This window comes from Lachnoanaerobaculum sp. ICM7, assembly GCF_000287675.1.
In the GTDB taxonomy this organism is placed as follows: domain Bacteria; phylum Bacillota; class Clostridia; order Lachnospirales; family Lachnospiraceae; genus Lachnoanaerobaculum.
On the sequence record NZ_ALJL01000024.1, the window covers coordinates 1 to 26,468 of the forward strand.

Below are 26,468 nucleotides of genomic sequence, written 5' to 3' on the forward strand. Positions count from 1 at the left end.
AGTTTCTGAAGTTCTTTCGTGCTATCAAAGCGCGTGATATCACCAACTTCTGCTATGAAACCAGCTACGGTTGTTATTCCTATACCTTTTATTTCAAGCAGCTTATCCGCATACCTGACCTGTTGGCACAGTTCTTTGATCAGGTCATTGACCCGTTCAAGGCGTTTTGTCTGGAGTTCATAATCCTCTATCAGATCCTGTATCTCCATCCGAGCTTCTGTAAGACCTGCTTTTAATCCTATGCTTTTCATGGCTGCATTCAGAATCAGCATAGCCTTCTTATGCCCATTTCCTCGGAGTTTAGCGTCTTTCCATATCTTTATGATACCTTCCACTCCTAGTCTTACTATCTCCTCAAGAGTTGGTGCCTGCTTTAACACCAGCAGACCTCCCTTGGCATCTATGTGTGTATAAATCCCCTTATATTCCGGGAAATACACTGCAACCCACTTCTGCAGACGGTTCTTCGCCCTTGTCTGTTCTTCTACAAGCACAAACCGGCGGTTTGACGCATTCCGCAGTTCTGCATATACACCTGTCGGCATATATGAATAAAAATATCGTCCATCCCTTACAAGCCCTGCAATAACACGAGGATCTTTTCTGTCATTTTTAGATGGACTATTGTCATCTAATTCTTTGGTCTTATGCACATGGTGCGGATTTACCATCACAAACTTTATGTTCTTTTCACCCATGAACTGCCCAAGATCAAACCAGTAGTGACCGGTTGGCTCTATTCCTACCAGTGCCTCTTCAAATTCACTTTTCTGCATCAGTTCCACAATCGTATTGTAAAAGCTGTTGAATCCCTCCATAGAGTTTGAAAACGCTACAGGCTTTCTAGTAAGCTCGATGCCTCTCCAGTTAAAAGCTCTGAAATAATGCTTCTCACTGCCAACATCAATGCCAACAATCATTGTTGTTTCTTTTACTTGCTCAATCTTCTTATTTTGTGTAGAATTAATTTTTAGATACCTTCCTTATTCTGTTCATTTGCTAACTGGCCGGTCAGCAATGACAGTTTAACTTAGGTATCTATTTTTGTAAAATTATTTACTTTCTACACTTTGAATTATACAGGAAGCTATTCATTTATTTTATAATTATAGCAAAAAAGTGTCAAAACTCTTCAACTTCAAAGAGTCTTGACACTTTCTATTATCTGTTCATTATCAAATTTTTATATCTTGCAAGTTCTTCCTTGGCCTTTTTGAAGTCTACCATATGCCATTCCCAGTTCGGGCTGCCGACTGTTCCCGGTGTATTGATATGACCTTCTTTACCAAGTCCGATGATATCAGCCAAAGGTATGATGGCATACTCTGCCTTACTATTTAACACATAGGTCAAAAGTCTGTCCTTTATATTGCCTGCCTTTATACCCTGCTTCTTTAAAAACTCTCTGACCTTTCTCTTTGCAGCCACAGTCAGGCTTTCATACCACTGCATCAAAGTATCATTATCATGAGTTCCTGTATAGAAAATAACATTTTCTATATCATTTGATATATCTTTTGCATACTTTCCTTTTGTATCAATGGAGAATAAAAGGATTCTCATTCCCTTTAAGTGATAGTGATCTTTTAGCTCCAATACCTCAGGACGCAATTCTCCCAAATCTTCAGCTACAAGATTTACACCAGGCAGCTCCTTATTTAGGGTATCTATCACTTCATAGCCCGGAGCCTCAACCCATTCTCCGTCAATAGCTGTAGGACATGATGCAGGTATCTTCCAGAAAGTATCAAATGCACGGAAGTGATCGATACGGATGATATCAAATAACTTATTGCTGTATCCTATTCTATCCACCCAGAACTTATATTTGTGTTTCTTTAGGTAGTCCCAATCATAGATAGGATTTCCCCATCTTTGTCCTGTAGCACTGAAATAATCAGGCGGCACACCTGCAATAAACAGCGGTCTTCCGTCGGTATCAAGTAAGAAATTGTCCTTACCTGACCATACATCTACAGAGTCAAGTCCGACATAGAAAGGCACATCGCCCATAACTTCAATGCCTGCTTCATTGGCATATCTTTTTACATCCATCCACTGAGTATAGAAAATATATTGAATAAAGCATTGATATCTTGCTTCTTTTTCTACATTCTCAGAAAGTACACTCTTATCTCCTGACCAATTCTTGTCATCAGCCTTCCAATCATTCCAGCAATCACCGTTGTTGTCAAGCTTTAGGGCACGGAATACACCATAGGTATATACCCAATCCTGTGACATAAAGTCTACATATGCAGGATCTTTTTGTCCGTCTCCGGCTACAAAATTTTCGAAGGCTTCTCTTAGGTAACTCTCTTTAAAAGCTCTTACAGCTGTATAATCAACTCTTTTTGCATTTTCTCTAAATTTATCAGGTTTCTTATCAAGTAGTCCTGCTTCGAAAAGCAAGTCAAGGCTGATATAAAGCTCATCACCTGCACATGAAGAGTATGGTTGATAAGGAGAGTTTCCAAAACCTACAGGATTTAGCGGTAAAATCTGCCAGATCTTTATGCCATTCTCCTTCATTATATCAATCCACTGATAAGAAGCCCATCCAAGCTCCCCCACACCTGTGGTAGAAGGGAGAGCTGAAACCGGCATTAAAATTCCTGTTTTTTTCATTCAATACTCCTTATAAATGCCAGATATCCTTGTTGTACTCCGCGATGGTTCTGTCTGATGAGAAGAATCCTGCTTTTGCCATATTTACAAGAGCTTTCTTTGACCAAGCTGTCTCATCCTCATAGTCATTTAGCATTTGCTCTTTTGTCTTTATATAATCCTTTACATCAAGGAGTGCCATAAACCAGTCTTTATTTACAATTTCCTTGTAAAGTCTGCACAGATTCATCGGGTCTCCGATACGAATAAGTTCTTTGCTGATAATGAAGTCTACCAACTCCTCCACCTCAGGGTCGTTGTCATAGATATCGGCAGAACTATATGAAGCTGTTTCATAGAGCTTTATTACATCTTCAGACTTCTTACCGAAGATATAGATATTTTCATCACCTACAAGCTCATGAATTTCTACATTGGCACCGTCCTCTGTACCAAGTGTTACAGCACCGTTTAGCATAAACTTCATATTTCCTGTTCCTGAAGCTTCCTTTGATGCAAGTGAAATCTGCTCAGAAATATCACAAGCAGGGATAAGCTTTTCAGCCTTTGTGACATTGTAGTTTTCCACCATAACTATCTTAAGATATGGACTTACAGCCGGATCATTGTCCACCAACTGCTGCAGGCAAAGTATCAAATGAATGATATCCTTTGCTATAGTATAAGCAGGTGCCGCTTTTGCTCCGAAAATCATTGTGATCGGACGCTTAGGTAGATGTCCCTTCTTGATTTCTTTATATTTGTAAATAGCATAGAGTGCATTCATCTGCTGTCTCTTATACTCATGTAAACGCTTTATCTGAATATCAAATACAGAGTTCTCATCAATATCAATATTCTGAGTCTGCTTTAAATACTTCTTAAGCTCTAATTTGGCATCCTTTTTAATCTCTCTAAGCTTCTTTAACACCTTCTCATCATCTTTATAAGCTAAAAGCTTTTCAAGATTTTCGGCATTATCCATATACTCAGGTCCTATAAGCTCGTTTAAATACTCTGAAAGCTCATGATTGCAATGAATTAGCCATCTGCGGAATGTAATACCGTTTGTCTTATTGTTAAACTTCTCAGGGTAGATATCATAAAAATGCTTAAGCTCGGAGTTTTTCAAAATCTCAGTATGAAGAGCCGCAACTCCGTTTACCGCATATCCGAAGTGAATATCAATATGTGCCATATGTACACGGTTCTGATTGTCTATGATATATACTCTCTCATCACTGAACTCTCTTCTTATTCTGGCATCAAGCTCATAGATAATAGGCAATAACTGTGGAACTACCTTCTCCAAGTAGCTGATTGGCCACTTCTCAAGTGCCTCTGCAAGTATTGTATGATTGGTATAAGCACATGTCTTTCTTACAACATCAATAGCAGTATCCATATTGAAGCCCTTTTGCTGTGTCAAGATACGGATAAGCTCAGGAATAACCATAGTCGGGTGAGTATCATTGATCTGAACACATACATGCTCATGAAGTCTGTAAAGATCTACACCTCTTTCTTCAGCTTCTCTTATAATCAGTTGTGCAGCATTGCTTACCATAAAGTACTGCTGATAAATTCTGAGCAGATGTCCTGCCTCATCACTGTCATCAGGATATAAGAACAATGTAAGGTTCTTACCGATATCATGTTTATCAAAATTTATTCCGTCTCTTATAATAGACTCATCCACACTGTCAATATCAAAAAGATGTAATTTATTGCATTTGCTCTGATGATATCCCGGAACATCTATATCATACATTGTAGATTTCAAAGTAAAGTCTTTGAAAGGAACTTCAAAACTCACATCAGTTCTTGTAAGCCAACTGTTGTCTGTAATCCATGGATTCTTCTCTTCATACTGCTTATTGTCTACAAACTTTTGTAAGAAAAGTCCGTCATGATAGTTTAATCCTACACCGTCGCCGTTTAATCCCAGTGTTGCGATAGAGTCAAGGAAGCATGCGGCCAAACGTCCAAGACCACCGTTTCCAAGTGAAGGCTCAGGCTCCACCTCTTCAACTGCTGTTATATCGTGGCCATTCTTTGCAAGTATATCTCTTACCTCATCAAAGATTCCAAGATTGATCATATTGTTAGATAAAAGCTTTCCAATCAGGAACTCTGCTGAGATGTAATATAGCTTTCTGTTTCCTGTATTATGCTCCATTCCTTCCATCTTCTCTTTTGTAATGTTCAAGAGTGCTGTGTAAATTTCCGCATCTGAAGCTGCTGAAATTTCCTTACCAAGTTTGTTCTTTAAAATTTCTTCTAATGACATACCTTTTTCTCCTTTTTTCAAATCCTACGGATTAAAGTTCCGTTTGCTTCAAGTACTTCTCCGTCAAACTTTCGTGAAAATAAAATCTCTTTCCCCATATCTATTTTGATCGGATTTTCCGAAGCATTTATTAAGACTTCCATACTGTTTCCGTCTTCATCAATCTTGATATATTCCACACATCTGTCATTATCATAGTTATGTGGAAAGTGGAAATGTGGACTCCTACACATTTTCTCATTGCGCCTTAACATTATAAGACTTCTCATTGTAGCAATTTTTTCTACATTTTCAATGCTGTCAATCTCACTCCACGGCATACATCTCCTGCAATCCGGATCATGTGCACCTTCCATGGCTATCTCCGTACCGTAGTAGATACAAGGGCTTCCCGGAAGTGTGAAAAGAATTGCAAGCTGCTGATAAAACTTATCCAAATCATGGAAGCGGTTCATAAGTCTCTCAGTATCATGTGAATCCAGTAGATTAAATAAAACATTGTTTGACTGCTGCATATACATTGTATAACAGCGGTTGACCATATACTCAAACTCATGCTTTTTCATTGTCTTATCAAGGAAAAAGTCATGAATTCCACTAAGCAGAGGATAATTCATCACAGAGTCGTATTCATCTCCCTGAAGCCACTGTATTGCATCATGCCAGATTTCTCCAAGCAGGTAAATATCGGGCTTTATAGCCTTTAGATGCTCTCTGATTTTTTTCAAAAACCTGTGTGATACCTCATTACCTACATCAAAACGAATACCGTCTATATCAAACTCTCTTATCCAATCTTCACAGATTTTACAAAAATAGTTTATAACCTCATCATTGTTGGTGTTAAGTTTCGGCATACCGTCCGTAAATGCAAAAGTGTAATACCTCTTATCCCTTGTATCTCCTCTTTTTGCAATGTCTGCCCAGTTTTCAACCATGAACCAGTCTGCATACTTTGAGGATTTCCCGTTTTCAAGCACATCAAGCCATGGCCTAAATTTTCTTCCGGAGTGATTAAACACCGCATCCACCATAATACTAATACCCTTATTATGAGCCTCTTTGCAAAGTGCTTTCATGGTATCAATATCTCCAAAAGAAGGATCTATCTCTGTATAATCTGTTGTATCATACTTATGATTAGATTCGGCTTCCATTATAGGATTCAAATAAATGCCTGTTATTCCAAGGTTTTGCAGGTAATCAAGCTTACTTTTGATTCCTTCCAAATTTCCACCGAATTTCTCATAATTATTAACACTTCCATGATCTCTCCAAGGCAGAATATCATCTGTATTTTTTTCCGGAGTACCGTTACAAAATCTGTCCGGGAATATCTGATACCATATGGTGTCATTTACCCATGCAGGTGTAATATTTATATCTGACGGATTCATCCACGGCATAATGAAGCATTGCAGCATTCTTCCGTCCATATGGAACTGTTCCTTGGTTAAAAATCCGTCTTCAAAATAATACCAGACACTGTCATCTGTATGCAGTTCAAAAAAATACTTACATCTTTTGTATATCGGAGTAAGAGTTGTAGTCCACCACAACTGATTTGATAATCGTTTTTTGTATACTATTTCTTCTCTTTTTCCGGTCCACTTCTCGCTTCCGCCAAGTATTCCGGCTTCAAACGGGTCACCATAGTGGATAAAGACCTGTTTAACATCATATCCTGTTTTTAAATTTATAATAAGTCTGTCCTTATCAAGAGCATAACTCATCTGTTCTGATGTTCTATGGTATACACCGGTAAATTCCATTATATCTCCTCTATTCTTTTCTTACCAAGTATCAATACACTTTGTTTTCCTACTTTTATAGGAGCCTTTGCGCTTATATTCTTTTTCCAAAGCATACTGTCATTGCCGTCACAAAGTACTTCAAAATCTCCGTCTAAAGACTTAACTTCAAAGTCCTTCTTTGAAGCATTATAAATGACTTTGACCTGACTCCATAAAGAATCCTTATCACTGTTTACACTAAATCCTACTACCTGCTTTTGTTTCCACATATCGGTGATATGTTTATAGCTATTTTCAGATTTATCGCAAAGCCCCGAAATTTGCTTTCTAAGTGCAATCAGACCTTTATAGTAGTCGACAAGGTCCTTATTCTTATATGCAAGTCTCCAGTCAAGCATGTTTACAGAAATAGGCATATTGTAGGTATTGTCATGTCCGGCCTTTGTTCTGCAAAACTCCTCACCCGATAAGAAAAACAAAGTACCCTGACAAGTCATATAAATTGCGGCTGCCAGCTTGTTTAATCTCATTGCCTCTTCTTCCGTGACTGTATAATCTAATTTATCCCAAAGTGTCTGATTGTCATGTGCCGAAACATATGTGACTATCTGTGACGGTGCTTTCACACCTTTAAACTCTTTGTTGTATTTAGGATCACACCATGCGCTTATACTTGCAAGTATATCGTCCTCTTTATCCTTGCCTCCGTTTACAAATCCTGCTTCTCTTATTCTGAGAGCCGAACCTTTTATAGCATCTCTGGTGTTGTCACAAAATACTCCTATGTTTTCATCTAAAAGAGCTATATTGTATTTGTTTGCAAGTTTTTTATTATACTCTATTGCGGTATCTGTTGCAGACCAAGGCTCACCATAGATTATCTTTTCACCCTTACCGTATATGATATCAAGCTCTTTTCTGATATTGTTCATCAAATCAGTATCCAGAAGTCCCATCAAATCAAAGCGAAATCCGTCAATATGATATTCCCTTGCCCAGTAAAGTACAGACTCCAAAATATATTTTGAACACATGGCTCTCTCACTTGCCACATCATTTCCGCAGGCGGAACCGTCAGATACCTTACCGTCACTAAATACTCTGTAAAAATACCAAGGCAGAGTTCTTTGAAACCATGAATCAAGTGAGTAAGTATGATTGTATACCACATCCATAATTACTCCAAATCCGGCTTCATGGATTGATTGTATCATCTCCTTCATTTCAGTGATACGAACCTCTCCATGAAATGCATCTGTAGCATATGAACCTTCAGGTACATTGTAGTTGACCGGGTCATATCCCCAGTTGAACTCATAGTCTTTTGTTTCATCCACAGAACCGTAATCATACATCGGCATTATTTGAATATGTGTAACACCGAGTTCTTTCAGATAATCAAGTCCTGTAGGATGAATACCGTCATTATTTAGTGTTGTATGCTTACAGGTAAAAGCTTTATATTTTTTGCGATACTCCGGAGGGAAACCTCCCGACTTGGCAAAGGAAAATTCTTTTACATGAAGCTCATACACAACTCTTTCTTTATCCTTTTGCGGTGCCTTATCATTCTCCCATCCCTTAGGGTCGGTTTTTTTTAAGTTTACCGCCATACTTCTTATACCGTTGACTCCGGATGCTTTTGCATACGGGTCCGCAGTTAGTACTTCTTTAGAGTCTCTTTTTATCAAATAGTCATAGTACACTTTATGAAGCTCTTTGTGTGAGTGAAAGCTCCAAACTCCCTTATCCTCTTTTTCCATAGGAATCTGCTCATAAGCCTTACAGCCGTCTCCTGCTTCATAAAAGTTTAGTACTACGCTCTTTGCACCCGGTGACCACAGTTTGAATGTGGTCCCGTTTTCATTACATTCCACACCTAGGTCGTTTCCTTCATAAATATAGTTTTCAAGAAACTCCTTTGAAGAGTAATATTTTTTGAGTTCAATTATATTTTCCATTATTATCCCTTAACAGCACCTGAGATGCCGTCTACATAGTATTTCTGCATGAATAAGAATAAGAGTGCAATCGGAATGGAAATAAGAACTGCACCGGCAGCAAAGCTTGTGTACCAGCTGTCGATATATTCTTTTTCAAGCATCTTCCAAAGTCCTATAGCTATCGTATACTGGTCCGAGTTTGCTCTGCATATAACTCTCGCAAAGATAAAGTCAAGCCATGGTCCCATAAATGATGTTAAGACAGTATATACAATAATAGGTTTACTAAGCGGTAATGTAATCTTATAAAAAATCTGCCATCTGGTACATCCGTCCAAAAGCGCCGCCTCATCTATAGCTGCAGGAATTGTATCAAAAAATCCCTTTGCAATCTGGAATCCAAGCCCTGCACCTCCGGAGTAACATAGAATAAGTGCCAATTTAATAAGATTTCCCTCTGTAAGTCCCATTGCCTTTAATATAAAATACACAGCAATCATTGACATAAATCCCGGGAATAGTCCTAGTACCATTGCCATGTTCATATAAGGCTTTCTTAATTTAAACTTTATTCTTGAAAGACAGTATGAAACTGCAAGTACATAAAATGCCGACAATATACATGAACATATTGCGATAAACAAGGTGTTCATAAACATCTGCGGAAAGTTTAATATAGTTGTATCACTGAACAGCTTTGCATAGTTGTCAAGTGTAAATGCCTTTGGGAAGAAGGTTGATACATATGATCCTTTTTCCGCTCTGAAGCTTGTTAAAACTACCCAGAATATAGGGAAAAGCCAAATAACGGCCAATATAGCAAGAACGATATGTACAATAGTGTTGTTTATCATTCTCTTTTTCTTTGCAGATTGAAATTGCTTTGCCATAATTAGAATCCTCCCTCTTCCTTATATGATTTACTGTTTCTGTATGTGAACAGTGCACCGATTGCCAAAATAACAAATGTCATAATACCGATAACCGCACCGATATTGTAATACTGTTTGTCAATTGTCAACTTATAAAGCCATGTAACCAAAAGGTCTGTCTTACCTGCTGTTGAAGAGAGATCTGTGACAGGATCTCCTCCCGACAAGAGGTAGATAACATTGAAGTTGTTGATATTACCTGTAAATGTAACTATCAAATAAGGTGTTGTAACATAGAGCATGTACGGCAATGTAATCTTTGTAAATGTCTGTATTGCATTTGCTCCGTCAACTCTTGCCGCCTCATAAAGATCCTCAGGAATATTTTGCAATACACCTGTAAGCTGAAGCAAGGTATACGGTACACCAACCCAGATATTTATTATAATAACGGTCACTCTTGCCCAAGTAGGATCAGTAAAGAAAGGAAGACTCTTATCACTTGCTATAAGGCCAATGTTTCTAAGAAGTACATTTACCGCACCTTCAGGCTGTAACATTGTACGCATGATAAGAAGTGATACGAACATAGGTACCGCACATGAAAGTACAAAACAAAATCTCCAAAATCCCTTTGCTCTTGTTCCTTTTCTGTTTATAAGGAGTGATAAAATCATACCGAAAATATAGTTACTGAATGTTGCAAAAAACGCCCAAATAACTGTCCATCCAAGCACCGACCAGAATGTACTTCCAAGGATACTTTTTGAATCAAACAAAGTCTTGAAATTATCAAGTCCCACCCAATCAAACAGCATTAAATGATTATCTATACGGCTGTAGTTTGTAAATGCCATACAGATCATAAATACTAAAGGAAGTATTGTAAATATAAATACAAATGCTGTAGGCGGTGTCATAAACAGACGATACAAATTTTCATTTAAAAGTGTTTTCAAATCTTCCGCAAAGTTATTTACATGCTTACCTTCTTTGCGAAGACATTCAGCTTTGTATGCACTCTTTAATGTACCTCTCCAGATAACTACCATAAGAACGGTAATTAAAATTGCGGCCACACCGTACAGCAATATAAGTATGGACTGGTCGCCCTTTGTATAGGTATAAATCTGCTTTGCCTCATCCCATACTTCCTGCTGCTCTATACTTCCAAGTGTTCGTAGGCCTGCTATAAAGCCGATTCCGTTTACAAACATAAAGACAAGATATGCGATCTCTATAAAAAGATATATGAGTCCTTTTATAACCTGTCCGTTTACTATATTTCCAAATCCCATCAGGATCATGGAAAGCTTAGTTGATAATCCGCCCTCTTTTATTGCATTGGTGCAAGTGTATGGAGTCGGAAATTCATTAACTCTTTTTTTAAATAAACCCATAACATTTACCCCTTAATTTATTCCGTTACTGTTCATTGCCGCATTCATTGCTTCTGTCTGTTCTTTGGCATTATCATGTGTCACGCTCTTGTTTCTGATTCCCTTGCCCATGTTTTCAACAGGACTCCAACAATTACTCATAGCCGATACGAAAGGCTGAAGAATTGATGTATTGTTAAAGGTATTGTTCTGTGCCAAAACAAGTGCATCAGATGCTATCTCAGGATCCTTTAAAAGTTCGGTATTACAAGGAATAACATTTCTCAACTCATAGTGTGCTTTCTGTGCTTCCATTCCTCCAAGGTATACTGCAAGTGCAACCGCCTGTTCCATATGCTCACTGTGAGAATTTACTCCGATTGCCTTTGAACCTGCATATGCGAGCATCTGCTTTTGTTCACCTTTAATACTGTATGTAGGAAGTGAAGCTGCACCCATATTTTCTCCAAGTGCTTCCTTAATTGCATTTGCATCCCATGAACCTGTAAACATTGCATTTACACTTCCGTCACGAAGCCCTGCAAGTGCAGAACCGTCAGCATCAATTTTGAAATTAGGATTTGCTGCAAGGTCTATAACATAATTTGTGGCATCTACAGCCTTGTCGCCTCCGAAGTCAACACCCTTTGATTCATCGTTTTCATTTCCGAACAATGTACATCCGTTTCCCAGATAGAATGAAGGCAGATACCATGAATTTACAAGCGGAAAAGATACCGTACCCTTCTTCAACATTGTATCAAGATTTTTTATGTCATCATCTGAAAATACGGACTTGTCATAAAACATATACCATGTGTTAGTTGTAAATGGTACACCGTAAAGCTCATTATTTACAGTAAGTGAATCCAAAAGCTCTTTTGAGTTGGTTGACTCAATAGTCTCTTTATACTTTCCTCCAAACTTTGCTATTGCCTTTGCATCGATAAGATTACTTATACGATCGTTTGCATACATAAATACATCGGCGCTCGCTTCCGGATCCTGTGATACCTGATCTGCAGCAGTCGCTTCATCTGCAACTCCGTAGACAAATGTGATATCCCATTCCGGATGTTCATTCGCAAAATTTTTACACATTGTCTGAAGCCACTCACCACTGTCTTTTGACTGATCTTCAGACGGCGACCAAACCATCAGCCTGACTTTCTCTACTCCGGCTGAGCTTTTACTGCCGGCACATGCGGTCAGCCCTACTCCCAGAGTCAAAGCCATGATTCCTGTTAGAAATCTTTTAAGACTTCCTACCATAATCTTACTACCTCCTGATTAAATTTTCGTATTGTTTCGTTAATGTAAATATATATCTTTTTTAATTTCCAGTCAATAAATTTTCATGTTTTCTTTATGTTTTTAAAGCCAGAAAATAATACTGTATACAGTATTCAAAAATTTTCGTTTTCTTTCCGAAATTCTTGAAAAATACCATATTATGTTCTTTGTTGCTTTTTACCATTTTATTCTATATAATGATATAAAAATGATTTTCTTTTATATGAAAGGATATTAAACTATGACTACAATACAGGATATTGCTGATAAATTAGGCATTTCCAAGAGTACTGTGTCAAAGGCATTAAATGATGCACCTGATGTTAGCGAAACTTTACGCAAACAAGTTCTTGAAACTGCTGTTGCATTGGATTATACAAAATTGAGGCGATATAAAAAGCCGATAAAAAAAATCTGTATTTTAATAGAAAGAGAAAATATAGAGTACTTGGAACCACATCACTTTGCTTATGATATTATCATCGGTTTTCGTCAGCTTGCAGAGCCTGCAGGCTTTGAGGTGGAAACAGTGCCTGTTGATACCGATTTTCAAAAAAATACGACATATGATATCTTTATGCTTGAACATGATTATGCAGGTTCATTTGTACTTGGATTCTCACTACATGATCCTTGGATTAATGATTTTAAAGACAGTCATACTCCTGCTGTGCTTTTTGATAACTATGTTACCGGAAATCCGTCTACAGCATATGTCGGCATTGACAATAGTGAAGGAATGGAGCTGATTCTTGATCATCTTACAAATCTCGGTCATAAAAAAATAGCTTATCTTAGCGGTTCACTTGGATCCTATGTACTTCAAATGAGACATGCGGCTTTTTTACATTCTATGCATAGTCATGGCCATAAAACGACACCTGAGAACACAGGCTGTTCTTACTATCTGTCTGAGTGTATAGAAAAGCATCTACCAAGATTTTTGGAAGCCGGAATGACTGCTATAATCTGCAGCCATGATAATATTGCAGCCGCATCAATAACTCAGTGCGGGCAGCTTGGCTATAAAGTGCCTGAAGATGTAAGTATTATCGGATTTGACGATTTGCCTATAGCGGCCTACACATCACCGCCCCTTACTACAATAAAACAGGACAGAATAGAGCTTGGAAAAAGCGGATTCTTTGCCCTCTCAAGTCTTTTAAGCAATATACCCATCAGTACTTTTTTACTTCATGCAAAGCTTATTGAAAGAAAAACAACATCAAAAGTCTGTACAGGCAAAAAAAGCGACAATCTGTGATAACACGGCAAGTCGCTTTTTATTTAGTTATAATTTTTTCGTATCAAGTATCCTGTTGGCATTTTCTATCCTTTCCTTCGTAGGCGGATCAATACCTTCAAGCTTATACTCAATTCCCAGATTATCCCATTTATGTCTTCCCAATGTGTGGTATGGCAATACTTCCACCTTCTCCACATTTTTTAATGAAGAAATAAATTCTCTAAGCTTGACAAGATCCTCATCATAATCACTTCTTTCAGGTACCAAAACATGACGAATCCACATCTTTTTACCCATTTCATCCATTGTTTTTGCCATTTCAAGAATATGATCGTTTTTCATGCCTGTTATAATTTCATGTCTTTTATTGTTTATCTCCTTTATATCAAGCATAATAAGATCCGTATATTGCATCAAGATTTTGAACTTTTCAAAAAACTTTGAATCTTTACTAAAAGGTCCTCCGGCAGTATCAAGACAGGTATTTACACCGTTTTCTTTACACAGTTTAAAGAGCTCTATTACAAAATCTATCTGTAGTAAGGGTTCTCCACCACTTACGGTAATCCCTCCGTTGTCCTTCCAATACGGCTTATATCTTATTGCCTTGTCAAACACTTCCTGAGCGCTGAATATCTGATTTTCCTTTGTAGACCAGGTGTCCGGATTGTGACAGAACTGACACCTCATAGGACAGCCTTGTACAAATACAACAAATCTGACCCCCGGACCGTCCACCAGCCCGAATGTCTCAAATGAGTGTATATTTCCTCTTACTTCCATATTTCCTCCAAAAGCTAAAGGCTATGCAAAGTAAACTTCACATAGCCAAATATCAAATCAGTTTATATTATAGCTTATCGTGGCATGTTCTGGCAATAACGTCAAGCTGCTGCTCTCTTGTGAGGTCGATAAACTTAACGGCATATCCTGAAACTCTTATTGTGAAGTTTGCATACTCCTCCTTCTCAGGATGTTCCATAGCATCTATTAGTTTTTCAGTACCGAAAACATTTACATTAAGGTGATGCGCTCCCTGATCAAAATATCCGTCCATTACCTGAGTAAGGTTTTTCTTTTGTTCATCCTCTCCATGTCCGAGAGCTGACGGATTGATAGTCTGAGTATTTGAAATACCGTCAAGTGCATACTCATACGGCAACTTTGTAAGTGAATTAAGTGAAGCCAAAAGTCCATTTTTTTCTGCACCGTAGCTTGGATTTGCTCCGGGAGCCAGAGGCTCTCCCGCCTTTCTTCCGTCAGGCATGCTTCCTGTCGCCTTACCGTATACTACATTTGAAGTAATTGTAAGTATGGATGTAGTCGCTTCCGAATTTCTGTATGTATGTCTTTTCTTAACCTTTTTAAGGAAAGTCTTTAAAAGCCATACCGCAATATCATCGGCTCTGTCATCATCATTTCCGTATCTTGGGAAATCACCTGTTGTCTCATAGTCAACCACTATTCCGTTTTCATCACGTATTGTCTTTACCTTGGCATATTTGATTGCACAAAGTGAATCTACTACATGTGAAAATCCTGCAATACCTGTTGCAAATGTTCTTCTGACATCGGTATCTATAAGTGCCATCTCTGCAGCCTCATAATAATACTTATCATGCATATATTGAATAAGATTTAATGTATTTACATAAAGTCCTGCCAGCCAGTCCATCATTACATCATATTTCTCCATTACCTCATCATAATCAAGGTATTCAGATGTTATAGGTCTGTAAGCCGGTCCGACCTGCTCTTTTGACTTTGCATCCACACCGCCGTTTATAGCATAAAGCAGGCATTTTGCAAGATTTGCTCTTGCTCCGAAGAACTGCATTTCCTTTCCTGTTTCTGTCGCCGATACACAGCAGCAGATTGAATAATCATCACCCCATACCGGACGCATTACATCATCATTTTCATACTGTACAGAACTTGTTCTTATAGAAATCGCTGATGAATACTCTTTAAATGCCTTTGGAAGTCTGCTTGAATAAAGTACGGTAAGGTTCGGCTCAGGTGAAGGTCCCATATTCTCAAGTGTATGTAAGAATCTGAAATCATTCTTTGTAACCATCGACCTTCCGTCCATACCGAGTCCTGCCATCTCAAGTGTAGCCCAAACCGGATCGCCTGAGAAAAGCTGATTGTAAGAAGGTATTCTTGCAAACTTTACCATTCTGAACTTCATTACAAGGTGATCTATCAACTCCTGTGCTTCACTTTCTGTAAGATTTCCTGCATTTAAATCTCTTTCAATGTAAATATCAAGAAATGTTGAAATTCTTCCGACACTCATTGCCGCACCGTTTTGTGTCTTTATAGCCGCAAGGTATCCGAAGTATAACCACTGTACAGCCTCTCTTGCATCCTTTGCAGGTTTTGAAATATCAAATCCGTATGCTGCAGCCATTTCCTTCATCTGTTTAAGAGCCTCTATCTGCATTCCCAGTTCATCTCTTTGACGGATTATTTCATCAAACATTGTACCGTCGCCACATTTTTCCAAATCTTCCTGTTTCTTTTCTATAAGAAAATCTATTCCATAGAGTGCAACCCTTCTGTAATCTCCTACAATTCTTCCTCTACCGTATGTATCAGGAAGTCCTGTAATTATTTTATTATGCCTTGCCGCATGCATTTCAGGTGTATAAGCCTCAAACACTGCCTGATTATGAGTCCTGTGATATTCTGTAAATATCTTATGAAACTTCTCATTTGTCTGATAGCCGTAAGTACTTGCTGCCTGCTCTGCCATCTTGATACCACCAAAAGGCATAAAAGCTCTCTTTAAAGGTTTATCTGTTTGAAGTCCTACAACCTTTTCAAGATCTTTCATATCTTCATTGATATATCCCGGTCCATAGGCAGTTAGAGTCGAAACAACTTCTGTCTCCATATCAAGGACTCCGCCTTTAACTCTTTCCTCTTTTTGAAGTCTTGAAAGCTCACCCCAAAGCTTGTTTGTAGCTTCTGTAGGACCCTCCAGGAAACTCTCGTCTCCATCGTATATTGTATAATTATTTTGTATAAAATCACGTACATCTATATCGTCACGCCATTTTCTTCCCTTAAAACCATCCCAGCACATAAGTACCTCCTTTTAAAATAAACAAATTAGTTAGGCTTTACTAACCTCTTTATGTCCTGATAATATCACCATTAAATTTATTATTCAAGCCATATTTGTTAAATTTTTCTCATGTTTCCAATAAAAAACAATTCCTAGCTATTTACTGGGAATTGTTCTGATATTTATACATTATTCTATTATACTTTTATCTTTATTTATCTATTTTAAAGACATTACTAACTGCAATCGATATAAAAATTGTGATAAGCATGCTTGGTATTGTACTTCCTATCGGTGTATCAAACTTCATCAAGATTCTGTATATTATAAAGCCTGTCACCCAGATAATAATATTTTTTATTGAAAACATTTTTTTATCATTACTTATTTTCAATATAAAGAAATCCGCTATTTGTATTGCAATCATCGGTGCAAACACCGACCCTATAAGATATAAAAATCCTGTAATATCATCCATAGGTAATACAATTCCTCCCAAAGTTCCTATTACGGTAATAGCTACCGCCACCCACTTTGACTTTATTTTTGAAAATATTGATTCTGTAGATACTCCTGCCGAATATACATCTAAAAATGTTGTAGTCACTGTCGAGAGTACCACTATAAAAAGTCCCATTATGCCAAGTCCGGCTTTCAGTAAAATCTTGGCTATATCCGACTCCATTGTAAATAAGGCCGCACTCATTCCTATAATGTACATCCAGATACTTACAAAGCCGTAAACAATACTGCTTGCAGCAGTTGCTTTAACAGGCTCTTTTGCCTCTTTTGTATAATCACTGATAAGAGGCAACCATGACAGAGGCATAGCTATTGAAAGCTCCATTGCGGCACCGAAACTTATACTGTTATCTCCTTTATCGAATGCTGTCCCACCTTTAAATATGATAAAGCTTAAAATTATTGTCATTAAAAATAATGCCGACATGGCAATTACATTTAACTTACCTAAATTTTTAACCCCTATAAGTATCCACACCAAAATCAGTCCTCCGATAACAATGCACCATATAAAATGTCCTATAGGCAGTATACCTTGAGTAGCTGAGGCTCCGTCATAAATCATTATACCTGTCCAACCGAAAAGCTGTAAGATGTTCAATATTGCAAAGAAAATCCCACCTTTTGTTCCGAAACTTATCTTTACGGTGTCCATTGCGCTTTTTTGAGTCTTTGCACCTATCATTCCTGCCAAAAAAAGTAAAATACAACCCACTATATGTCCAAGCACTATGGCAAATAAGCCTTTTAAAAATCCTAAAGATGCAAAGTATGTACCTGTTAAAATCTCTGCTATGGATACTGCGGCTCCAAACCAGATCAAACCGTTTTCAAATACTGATGTTTTCTTATTCATTATCTGCCTCCTTTGCATACTCTCCGTTTATATTAAATGCATGATTTAGAGGGCCGCTCCCCTTTCCTATATCAAGCATAGCAAGTAGAGCATCGGATATATAGTTCTTTGCCCTTTCAACGGATTCTTCAAGTGTATATCCCTTTGCAAGATTTGATGCTATTGCCGATGAAAGGCTACATCCGGTACCGTGAGTATTTTTATTATCTATACGTTTTCCTAAGAACCACTTTGCTTTTTTATTCTCATACAATAAATCATTGGCATCATTTATACTGTGTCCCCCTTTTAACAGTACCGCACAATGATGATTTTCATAAATTATTTTTGCCGCCTCCAACATGTCTTTTTCATCTTTAATACTTATACCGGAAAGTACTTCCGCCTCAGGTATATTCGGCGTTATCACTCTTGAAAGAGGAAAAAGTTTTTCTTTTATTGATTTTATTGCACTGTTCTCCATAAGATTTGATCCGCTTGTAGCTACCATTACCGGATCAAGTACAATATTTTTCGCCTTATATTTTAGAAGTTCGTATTCAATAGCTTCCACTATTTCCGGCGAAGATACCATGCCTATTTTTATGGCATCAGGAAAAATATCATCAAAAATCATCTCCAACTGACTCTTTATAAATTCAGGAGCAATATTTAGAATTCCCTTTACCCCTGTAGTATTCTGTGCTGTAAGTGCCGTTATGGCACTCATTGCATATACATTGTTTGCAGTCATTGTTTTTATATCAGCCTGTATACCTGCCCCTCCGCTTGAATCACTTCCGGCTATTGTCAATACTTTTTTCATATCATGTCCCCTCGATTAATTCACTTGCCAAATTATAAAGTTCCTTTGTCGCCTTTTTTATATCGGCAGCTCCAAATATTGCAGATACTACTGCAACACCGTCTATACCGCTTCCTTTAAGTTTTAATATGTTTTTAGAATTTATTCCTCCTATTGCCACTTTAGGTATATTTACAGCTTCACATATGGATTTTAATGTTTCATATGAGAGAATACCTACATCATTTTTTGTAGAAGTTTCAAATACCGCACCTAAACCTATATAATCTGCACCGTTTCTTTGTGCCGAGACAGCCTCATCTACCGTATGTACTGAAACTCCTATTATCATATCTTCTCCGACAATCCTGCGGACATCTTTAAGTTCCATATCATCCTGCCCTATATGTATTCCGTCGGCATTTGAGGCAATAGCCACATTCAGATTGTCATTTACAATAAATGGAATATTATACTGTTTACACAGTTGCGATATCTTTTTTGCCTCCTCTATAAAGCTGTCTTCATCCAAGCTTTTTTCTCTAAGCTGTACACAGGTTACACCGCTTTCAAGTGCCTCTTTTAGTTGCTCATATAAAGTTTTATTCTCTGTCCACGCTCTGTCTGTAACCGCATAAAGATGCATGTATTTCTTATCTAATCTCATACCTCGCTCCTTTTTCAAGTTCATCAGGAGTAAGATTATAAACCGCATCTATTAAATAATTTCTGTAGCTGCTGTTACCGTCTTTATCTGTCATACGCTTCTTTGCTATTTCTCCACATAATCCCATTGCACTTACACAGGCAAAAGCGGCTTCTAAAATGTTGTCAGGATTTGCACTTATATATGCTGCCGTCATAGCTGAAAGCTGACATCCGCTTCCGGTAATTTTACTCATTATACTGTCGCCGTTATATACACAGTATGCAATTTTACCGTCCGTAACTATATCAATAGCAGATGTTATAACTGTTACACAGGAGTTTTTCAATGCAAAATCCTTTGCGAACTCAACAACATTATCAAGATTTTTTTCATTGATAAAATCAACGGAATCAACACCCCTCGTATTACCTTTTCCTGCGGCAAGGCATTTTATCTCTGATAAATTCCCACGTACAACGCTGAATTTTACCTTTTCAAGCAGTTTTTTTGCAGTATCCGTTCTTAATTTGGATGCTCCTGCTCCCACAGGATCAAGTACTATAGGATGATTCAATTCATTTGCCTTTTCACCTGCCGCAATCATTGAAAGAATCGTTCGTTTATTTAATGTACCTATATTTATATTAAGGCCTGAACATATTGATGTTATCTCTGCAACTTCGTCCAAATCGTCAGCCATTATAGGACTTGCTCCACAAGCAAGAATTATATTTGCACAGTCATTTACTGTCACATAATTTGTTATATTATGTACCAGAGGTGATTTTTTTTTGACATTTTCAAGCATTTCTTTTATCATATTCTCACCTCTCTTCCCACAATTTTAAACAACAAAAATGAAACAACCGTCTTTTTGACATTACTTTTACTCATAAGTAACCCTCCTAAATTAAAGTTTTAACCATAAAACTTATATACTTATATTCAGGTAAATTTTTGCAATAAAAAATGAGATACAAGAACCTGTATCTCCTGAAAAGAAAGTCAAAAAAACATCTCCCTACGTTGGCATTATCCAAATCAGGTAAACGGTCGAAAGTCACACTTCCCTCTCAGCCTATATATAAGCTCCCAAGTTTATATCGTTATATTTTACAAAAAGTATATCACTGCAATTAAAAATGTCAATAAAAAAAGTCAATTGCAACTCTTGAATTTGTATTCGGCTTAATTAAGCTTTCAACAATTGCCACATGCTTTTTTGATGTTGCATACTTATTAAGAGCATCTTCATCATTTACATCAAGTATCAAAACCAAATCATGAGTACTTGTAGGTAAAACATTATAAACAACATCTGCCTTGACTACTTCATCCATACTTTTGCATAAATCAAGCAGACTGCTTTTTATCTCTTCACCTATAATTTGCTTATCCACACCCTCATTAAACTTCCACATTACGATATGTCTTAACATAAATTCTCCTTTACATACATTACTCTTTTTTTAATTTTGAAAAGAATTCACATACAGCCGTAGCGGACTTTTTATTCATTCCTTCCACCGACATAAGTTCTTCAAAACTTGCATTTTTAATATTTTCAATTTCTTTAAAATGCTTCATAAGTGCTTTTCGCCTTACAACTCCTATTCCCTCTATATCATCAAGTATCGACTTTACCTGAGTTTTTGATCTTAGGCTTCTGTGATACTCTATTGCAAATCTGTGCGCCTCATCCTGTATTCTTGTAATCAGTAAAAATCCTTGAGAATGAGTATCTATAGGAATTTCTACATTGTTGTAATACAGTCCTCTGGTCCTATGGTTATCATCTTTTACCATTCCGCATACCGGAATATTAAGTCCGAATTCCTCCAAAACCTGTAAGCAGATATTTACCTGACCTCTTCCACCGTCCATTAGTATTATATCAGGCAGTTTATTAAATCCGGTATCCTTTTCATCAACACCGCGGTCAAATCTTCTAGTAAGCACTTCCTTCATTGAAGCGTAGTCATTTGGACCTATTACAGTTTTTATTTTGAATTTTCTGTAATCACTTTTTTTCGGCATTCCATTCTCATAAACCACCATAGAACCTACAGATTGAACACCTGAAATATTGGAAATATCATAGGCCTCCATTCTTTTTAAATTAGGCAATGATAATAGCTCTTCAATTTCCTTTACAGCTCCCACACTTCTTGCTTCCTGTCTTTGAAGCTTTTCTCTGTCTTTTGTTAGAACAATTTCAGCATTTTTCTTTGCAAGTTCCACCAGCTTTTCCTTAGAACCTTTCTTTGGAACAATTATATTTACCTTTGAACCTCTTTTAGCAGAGAGCCATTCCGAAATAAGGTTTTCATCCTTTAACTCATACTGTGACATGATTTGACTCGGTACAAAAGGTGTTCCTGCATAAAACTGCTTTATGAAGCTCTCCAGAATATCCACTTTTTCATCATCCATTGCCACTTGTATATAATGATGTTCTCTACCGACCATCTTTCCTTCCCTGATAAAGAATACCTGTACAACAGCATCTCTCTCATCTCTTGCCATTGCAATAATATCCCTGTCTTTGGAATCATCCGAAGTAATTTTCTGTTTTTGTGTAATATGAAGTACGGAGTTTAATAAATCTCTTTGCTTTGCCGCATCTTCAAATTTCAGCTCAGCTGAAAGCCTTTCCATTTCAGTTCTTATTTTATTTATAATAGGATCAAAATCACCACTTAAAAAGCGAAGTGCTTCGGCCGCATTTTTATTATATTCATCTTTTGATATGTAATTTTGGCATGGAGCATCACACTGGTGTATAAAATAATCCAGACATGGACGCTCCGCTCCTATATCCTTTGGGAGATTTCTACTGCAAGTCCTTAGCTTATAGACTCTGTTTAAAAGATTTATCGTATCTCGTACCGCATTACCGCTTGAAAAAGGCCCGAAATATCTGTTTTTGTCCTTCTTTATCTGCCTTACCATCTGCAGCCTCGGGTATTCCTCTTTCACTGTAAGTTTTATATAGGGATAGGTTTTATCATCCCTAAGCATTGTATTATACCTTGGTCTATGTTCTTTTATCAGATTATTCTCAAGTACCAATGCCTCAAGCTCGGAATCGGTTACAATATATTCAAATCTTTCAATCTTTGAGACCATTTGTTTTATCTTAGGACTCTTATCCTTACTTGATTGAAAATATTGCCTTACTCTGTTTCTCAATGAAATAGCCTTGCCGACATATATAATATCATCCTTTTTGTCATGCATTATATAAACGCCCGGCTGGCGTGGCAACTTCTTTAATTCATCTTCTATTACAAATGCCATCTGTTACCTTAGTCTTTTCCCCTCAAAATGTATTTGCATATCAAGATATGCAATAAAATCTGCAATATCTATTGTCTTATCAATGCCGTTTCTCTTTAATCCGTAAATATCAAATATAGCATCCAACTGCTTATCTGTTATATTTTCCTTGTTGGCTAAGATTATTTTCTTTTTTGTATAATAATCATCCGCATCCAGAAAGTCTATAAAGAAATTCTTAGGCTCATCTTCACTTTCTTCCTTCAGCGTTTTGTTAATTGTCTCTATATTAATTTCACTATTTATATCTGTAATTTGTTTAGATACCTCAGATATATTTTCTACCTTTTCAAAGCGATACTTTTGTTCTGTCTCAGGATATTTTTCTCTGTCAACTTCACTTAAGAACATATCAAGCGGTCTTGCATATACTCCAAAATCTCCGTAAAGTGCCTGATATATTACCAGCTGTTCCTTACTTTCAGAATGTGTGGCAACAGCAATTATCTGATAAAGCTTATTTTTAAAATGTCTGTAAAACTCTCCAGGTCTTGGATTCTCTCTCATTATATCACCCTCTTTTTAGTCAAAATTTTCTTTTAAAAATTTCCATACATTATCTATAAGTTCATCTATACTTGATGCTGTATAGATTATTTCATCCGGATCATGTATATAAAAAATAACCTGGCCGACTTTTCCTTCCTTATCCGGATCAAAATCAAGCATCAGATATCCGCAATTGAGATATGTCGCAAAAGCAAACCAATCTTTATGGAATAGATATGGTTTTATTCTGTTGTCTCTCATTTGTTCTATAACATCATCGGTAAAATAGTCCGGATAATCTGTTAAAAGAGCATCCCTGTCTTGAAAATAGCTCTTTACCTTTTTCATCTCTTCAAGGCTGAATAATGTAAAGTTGATTTCTCTGTCGTCTATGTCACATTGCAACAATTCAAAATATCCGCTGCCGTTTTTGTATGAATAAAGCTCTTTAAAATCCTCAGGCAATTTTATTCCGAAAGTTTTTTCAAAATCTTCAAACTCACTTTCACTTGCGCCACCTATTTGTTCATACTCTTCAAAGTACCCTTCTTCTACAGGATCATCTATTCCCAATTCCTCAAAATTCTCACAGATATATTTTTCAGCTTCTTTCAGCTTTTCTTTTATTGTCATACCCAATTATTCTACCTTCTTTTTATTTTCGCTAATATTGGTTTTATTATATCACATTGAAGGGTAGTTGCCACTGAGAAGATGAAAAAGTCAATATTATAAAATTATAAACTTTTCACCCTAGGTATAAAATTATATACTTTAAAAAAGTTGATTTTTTTTCACTTTACGAGTATAATTAACTTGCAGGTAGAGATATGCTGTATACTCATGATATCGAATTTGCGTTTAAGCGATATTTAATATCGTCGATCATGAGGCCACCTTTGAGGTGGTTTTTTTATTTTTATTTGGGGTAAATTTTTACATGAATATTTATGTATATTCAGATGAATCCGGAGTATTTGATAAAAAGCATAATGACTATTAAATAAGATATACTATTTAGCTCGAAATGAAATGTTTAGTGACATAAATAATATTTCAAAAATGAATATAGTATTTTTACCATAAAACAGACGAGTGAAAATTTATAATTTCACTCGTCTGTTTTATTATCCTTCAATATTTATTTTTCTATACCTTATAATGGCATCTTTTGACCTTATTCCAATACCAACTTTTCCTTCATGTGGATAAATCATAGAGGTAAAGTTATACTTACCTCCAAGCAAATAAACTTCCAACACATTTCCGTCTTTTATTATACTGAAATCTATATCGTACTCTTTTTGTATATTTGCCTTATATATTCTTATTCCACTTCGTATATTATCATCAGCTTCCGTAAAATCCGTAATAATATTACCAAAGAGAAAATCAAGTTTTATTATTATTTTTTTCTCTTCACTGTCAAAAAACTCAAGATTTAATTCCGAACTGTTTTTATCTCTTGTTATTACACCTGATATATAAATCCTTTCACACATTTTATCCAATATATTTGATATATTTTTGTCGTTTCCTTTAGTCTTTTGGCTGTATTCAACGTCACTTTTTAAATCTAAGTCATGACTGTAAGGTAGCATTTTCAAAATGTTTTCTTCCATATCAATTAGTCTTGGATATGACATTATTCCACGATACCCGCCTTCTTCCACCGGACCATGATCATTAATCCATGGCATCCATTCCCAACCTCCAAGCCAGGCCATTGAAATATTTTTTCCATACTTATCCTTATATGTTTGTGATGCGTAATAATGAGGACCAAAATCCAATGTTCCGCTATACTCATGGAAGAAAATACAATTTTTAAAGTTAATATTTCCAACCATATATACAGTAGGTAGAAAATCGGTTCGATTCATAGGTGATGCTGTTATAACCCACTTTCCACCTATTTCAAATATATCAGGACATTCAAACATTGTCCCTTCACCGGCTTTTGCTTCATAAAGTATTCCTCTATAGCTCCAGTCAAACAAATTCTTAGAATGAAAAAGATAAATTCTTCCATGGCTTTCAAGATCAGACGCGTTTTTGTCAGATCCTCCAATTACCATTTGCCATGTACCATCATGAAAAATTACTTTAGGATCTCTAAAGTCTTTTCCGATAGATTCAATAATCGGATTTTTCTCATATTTTATAAAATTATATCCGTCAAAAGAATATGCCATACATTGTCTTTGACAAACTTCACCTTCTACCAATGAAACAGCCGTATAAAAAGCATATATTTTATCTTCATTAACAACTACAGAGCCTGAAAAGCATCCACCTTTGATATAATCCTCATATTCCTCTTCCGGAATAAGAACAGGACTGCACTCTTCCCAATGTATTAAATCAGGGCTCACGGCATGACCCCAATGCATTTTATCCCAGTTATTGCTGTATGGATTACATTGAAAGTACAGATGATATTTACCTTGAAACCACACGAGACCGTTCGGATCATTTATCCACCCTCTTTTTAGAGTAAAATGATATTTCGGTCTGAAAATATTTTGCTTCATACTCATGACTTTACTGCCCCCAACGTCATTCCGGCTGTCATTTTTTTATTTAATGAAAAATATATAACCAGTGTTGGGAATACAGACATTGCAATGGCCGCATAGGTTGCCCCCCAATCCTTTAATCCTCTCGGCCCTATAAAGTCGGCAAGGCCTATAGATATTGTTTTCAGTTCTGTACTGTTTATAAATACAAGACTGAATGTATAGTCATTCCACACTGTTATAAAGTTCATAGCAAGCACTGTCATTATTGTATTTAACGACAACGGTATAATTACTTTTGTATAAATACCGTAGATACTTGCCCCGTCAATCACTGCAGCCTCTATAATTTCATCAGGAATAAATGAATAAAAATTTACAAACAACATTATCGATACAGGTAATTGAAATGCCAACAGAGGCAATATAACACTTATCCTTGTATTTATAAGTCCAATTTTTGCAAACATTGTAAATAATGGTATCAATGTAACTGCATATGGGATTGTAAGTCCTATAAGAAAATATCTGTATATCTTCTTCCTCCCTGTGAATTTCATCTTGGCAATAGCAAATGATGCCATTGAACTGATTAATACAATAAACACTAATGACACTACAGAAATTATAGCACTGTTTTTTATATAGGTAACTATATTGCTTTCAGTGAATATTCTAATAAAATTCTCTAAAGTAAAGCTCTTTGGAAAGCTGAACGGTTCTGTCAACAACTCTATATTCGGTCTAAATCCGGCTACAATAAGCCATATAACAGGATAGCCCTGAATTATAAGGAACAGAATCATAACAGACCAATATATTATTTTTCTGATATTTCTTTTCATATATCCTC

General features: G+C 36.6%; 21 protein-coding genes and 1 riboswitch. Of the genes, 1 reads left to right on the forward strand and 20 read right to left on the reverse strand.

Translation table 11 applies throughout. The annotated features are described in order from the left end of the window. From HMPREF1140_RS08335 to HMPREF1140_RS08370, 8 genes are all read right to left on the reverse strand, one after another. A partial coding sequence (locus HMPREF1140_RS08335) for an IS110 family transposase (RefSeq protein ID WP_035620208.1) occupies positions 1-968 on the reverse strand: 968 nt, incomplete at its 3' end. Between the two features lie 193 nt (positions 969-1,161). Further along, positions 1,162-2,628, reverse strand: a complete 1,467-nt coding sequence (malQ, locus tag HMPREF1140_RS08340; RefSeq protein ID WP_009663419.1) for a 4-alpha-glucanotransferase — start codon at positions 2,626-2,628, stop codon at positions 1,162-1,164. A 10-nt stretch (positions 2,629-2,638) separates the two neighbouring features. Further along, positions 2,639-4,897, reverse strand: a complete 2,259-nt coding sequence (locus tag HMPREF1140_RS08345; protein WP_009663459.1) for a glycogen/starch/alpha-glucan phosphorylase — start codon at positions 4,895-4,897, stop codon at positions 2,639-2,641. 17 nt (positions 4,898-4,914) lie between these two features. After that, a complete protein-coding gene (locus HMPREF1140_RS08350; protein WP_009663431.1) occupies positions 4,915-6,669 on the reverse strand; it encodes a glycoside hydrolase family 13 protein in 1,755 nt (584 codons plus the stop codon). Then, complete coding sequence (gene pulA, locus HMPREF1140_RS08355; protein WP_009663481.1) at positions 6,669-8,612, reverse strand: type I pullulanase; 1,944 nt, start codon at positions 8,610-8,612, stop codon at positions 6,669-6,671. The genes HMPREF1140_RS08350 and pulA overlap by 1 nt, the downstream gene beginning before the upstream one ends. A 2-nt stretch (positions 8,613-8,614) precedes the next feature. After that, positions 8,615-9,484, reverse strand: a complete 870-nt coding sequence (locus HMPREF1140_RS08360; protein WP_009663462.1) for a sugar ABC transporter permease — start codon at positions 9,482-9,484, stop codon at positions 8,615-8,617. Positions 9,485-9,486: 2 nt separating this feature from the next. Beyond that, positions 9,487-10,866, reverse strand: coding sequence for a carbohydrate ABC transporter permease (locus HMPREF1140_RS08365; RefSeq protein WP_009663510.1), 1,380 nt, complete (start codon positions 10,864-10,866; stop codon positions 9,487-9,489). A 12-nt stretch (positions 10,867-10,878) separates the two neighbouring features. Continuing rightward, positions 10,879-12,117: an extracellular solute-binding protein gene (locus HMPREF1140_RS08370; protein ID WP_009663493.1), complete on the reverse strand. Its 1,239-nt coding sequence runs from the start codon at positions 12,115-12,117 to the stop codon at positions 10,879-10,881. Positions 12,118-12,379: 262 nt separating this feature from the next. On the opposite strand from HMPREF1140_RS08370, the gene HMPREF1140_RS08375 reads away from it, so the two are divergent. Next, positions 12,380-13,402 (forward strand): LacI family DNA-binding transcriptional regulator, encoded by a 1,023-nt coding sequence (locus HMPREF1140_RS08375; RefSeq protein WP_009663517.1) that lies wholly within the window; start codon positions 12,380-12,382, stop codon positions 13,400-13,402. Positions 13,403-13,429: 27 nt separating this feature from the next. Here the strand turns inward: HMPREF1140_RS08375 and pflA are convergent, their stop codons facing one another. The 12 genes from pflA to HMPREF1140_RS08435 form a co-directional block, all read right to left on the reverse strand. Continuing rightward, positions 13,430-14,167, reverse strand: a complete 738-nt coding sequence (gene pflA, locus HMPREF1140_RS08380) for a pyruvate formate-lyase-activating protein (protein ID WP_009663533.1) — start codon at positions 14,165-14,167, stop codon at positions 13,430-13,432. A 67-nt stretch (positions 14,168-14,234) separates the two neighbouring features. After that, positions 14,235-16,475 carry a formate C-acetyltransferase gene (pflB, locus tag HMPREF1140_RS08385; RefSeq protein WP_009663483.1) on the reverse strand — a complete coding sequence of 747 codons (2,241 nt, stop codon included), beginning with the start codon at positions 16,473-16,475 and terminating at the stop codon, positions 14,235-14,237. Between the two features lie 193 nt (positions 16,476-16,668). Continuing rightward, positions 16,669-17,835, reverse strand: coding sequence for a putative hydroxymethylpyrimidine transporter CytX (cytX, locus tag HMPREF1140_RS08390; RefSeq protein ID WP_009663451.1), 1,167 nt, complete (start codon positions 17,833-17,835; stop codon positions 16,669-16,671). Then, entirely contained in the window at positions 17,828-18,640 is an 813-nt protein-coding gene (thiD, locus tag HMPREF1140_RS08395; protein ID WP_009663521.1) for a bifunctional hydroxymethylpyrimidine kinase/phosphomethylpyrimidine kinase, read from the reverse strand. Before thiD ends, cytX begins: the two co-directional genes overlap by 8 nt. Position 18,641: 1 nt before the next feature. Continuing rightward, complete coding sequence (thiE, locus tag HMPREF1140_RS08400) at positions 18,642-19,286, reverse strand: thiamine phosphate synthase (RefSeq protein ID WP_007592143.1); 645 nt, start codon at positions 19,284-19,286, stop codon at positions 18,642-18,644. Beyond that, on the reverse strand, positions 19,273-20,088 hold the full coding sequence (gene thiM, locus HMPREF1140_RS08405; protein ID WP_009663435.1) for a hydroxyethylthiazole kinase: 816 nt from the start codon (positions 20,086-20,088) through the stop codon (positions 19,273-19,275). The genes thiE and thiM overlap by 14 nt, the downstream gene beginning before the upstream one ends. Positions 20,089-20,268: 180 nt before the next feature. Continuing rightward, positions 20,269-20,372: riboswitch (TPP riboswitch) on the reverse strand. A 41-nt stretch (positions 20,373-20,413) separates the two neighbouring features. Further along, entirely contained in the window at positions 20,414-20,707 is a 294-nt protein-coding gene (locus tag HMPREF1140_RS08410; protein ID WP_009663452.1) for a Dabb family protein, read from the reverse strand. Positions 20,708-20,726: 19 nt separating this feature from the next. Continuing rightward, positions 20,727-22,568 carry an excinuclease ABC subunit UvrC gene (uvrC, locus tag HMPREF1140_RS08415; protein ID WP_009663467.1) on the reverse strand — a complete coding sequence of 614 codons (1,842 nt, stop codon included), beginning with the start codon at positions 22,566-22,568 and terminating at the stop codon, positions 20,727-20,729. Positions 22,569-22,571: 3 nt separating this feature from the next. Continuing rightward, on the reverse strand, positions 22,572-23,114 hold the full coding sequence (locus tag HMPREF1140_RS08420; RefSeq protein ID WP_009663423.1) for a DUF1653 domain-containing protein: 543 nt from the start codon (positions 23,112-23,114) through the stop codon (positions 22,572-22,574). Positions 23,115-23,129: 15 nt separating this feature from the next. Then, the gene (locus HMPREF1140_RS08425) at positions 23,130-23,729 is read right to left on the reverse strand and encodes an SMI1/KNR4 family protein (RefSeq protein WP_009663470.1); all 600 of its coding nucleotides are present in this window, start codon (positions 23,727-23,729) and stop codon (positions 23,130-23,132) included. Between the two features lie 494 nt (positions 23,730-24,223). Beyond that, complete coding sequence (locus HMPREF1140_RS08430) at positions 24,224-25,636, reverse strand: glycoside hydrolase family 32 protein (RefSeq protein WP_009663484.1); 1,413 nt, start codon at positions 25,634-25,636, stop codon at positions 24,224-24,226. After that, on the reverse strand, positions 25,633-26,460 hold the full coding sequence (locus tag HMPREF1140_RS08435; protein WP_009663487.1) for a carbohydrate ABC transporter permease: 828 nt from the start codon (positions 26,458-26,460) through the stop codon (positions 25,633-25,635). Before HMPREF1140_RS08435 ends, HMPREF1140_RS08430 begins: the two co-directional genes overlap by 4 nt. Positions 26,461-26,468: the final 8 nt, after the last annotated feature.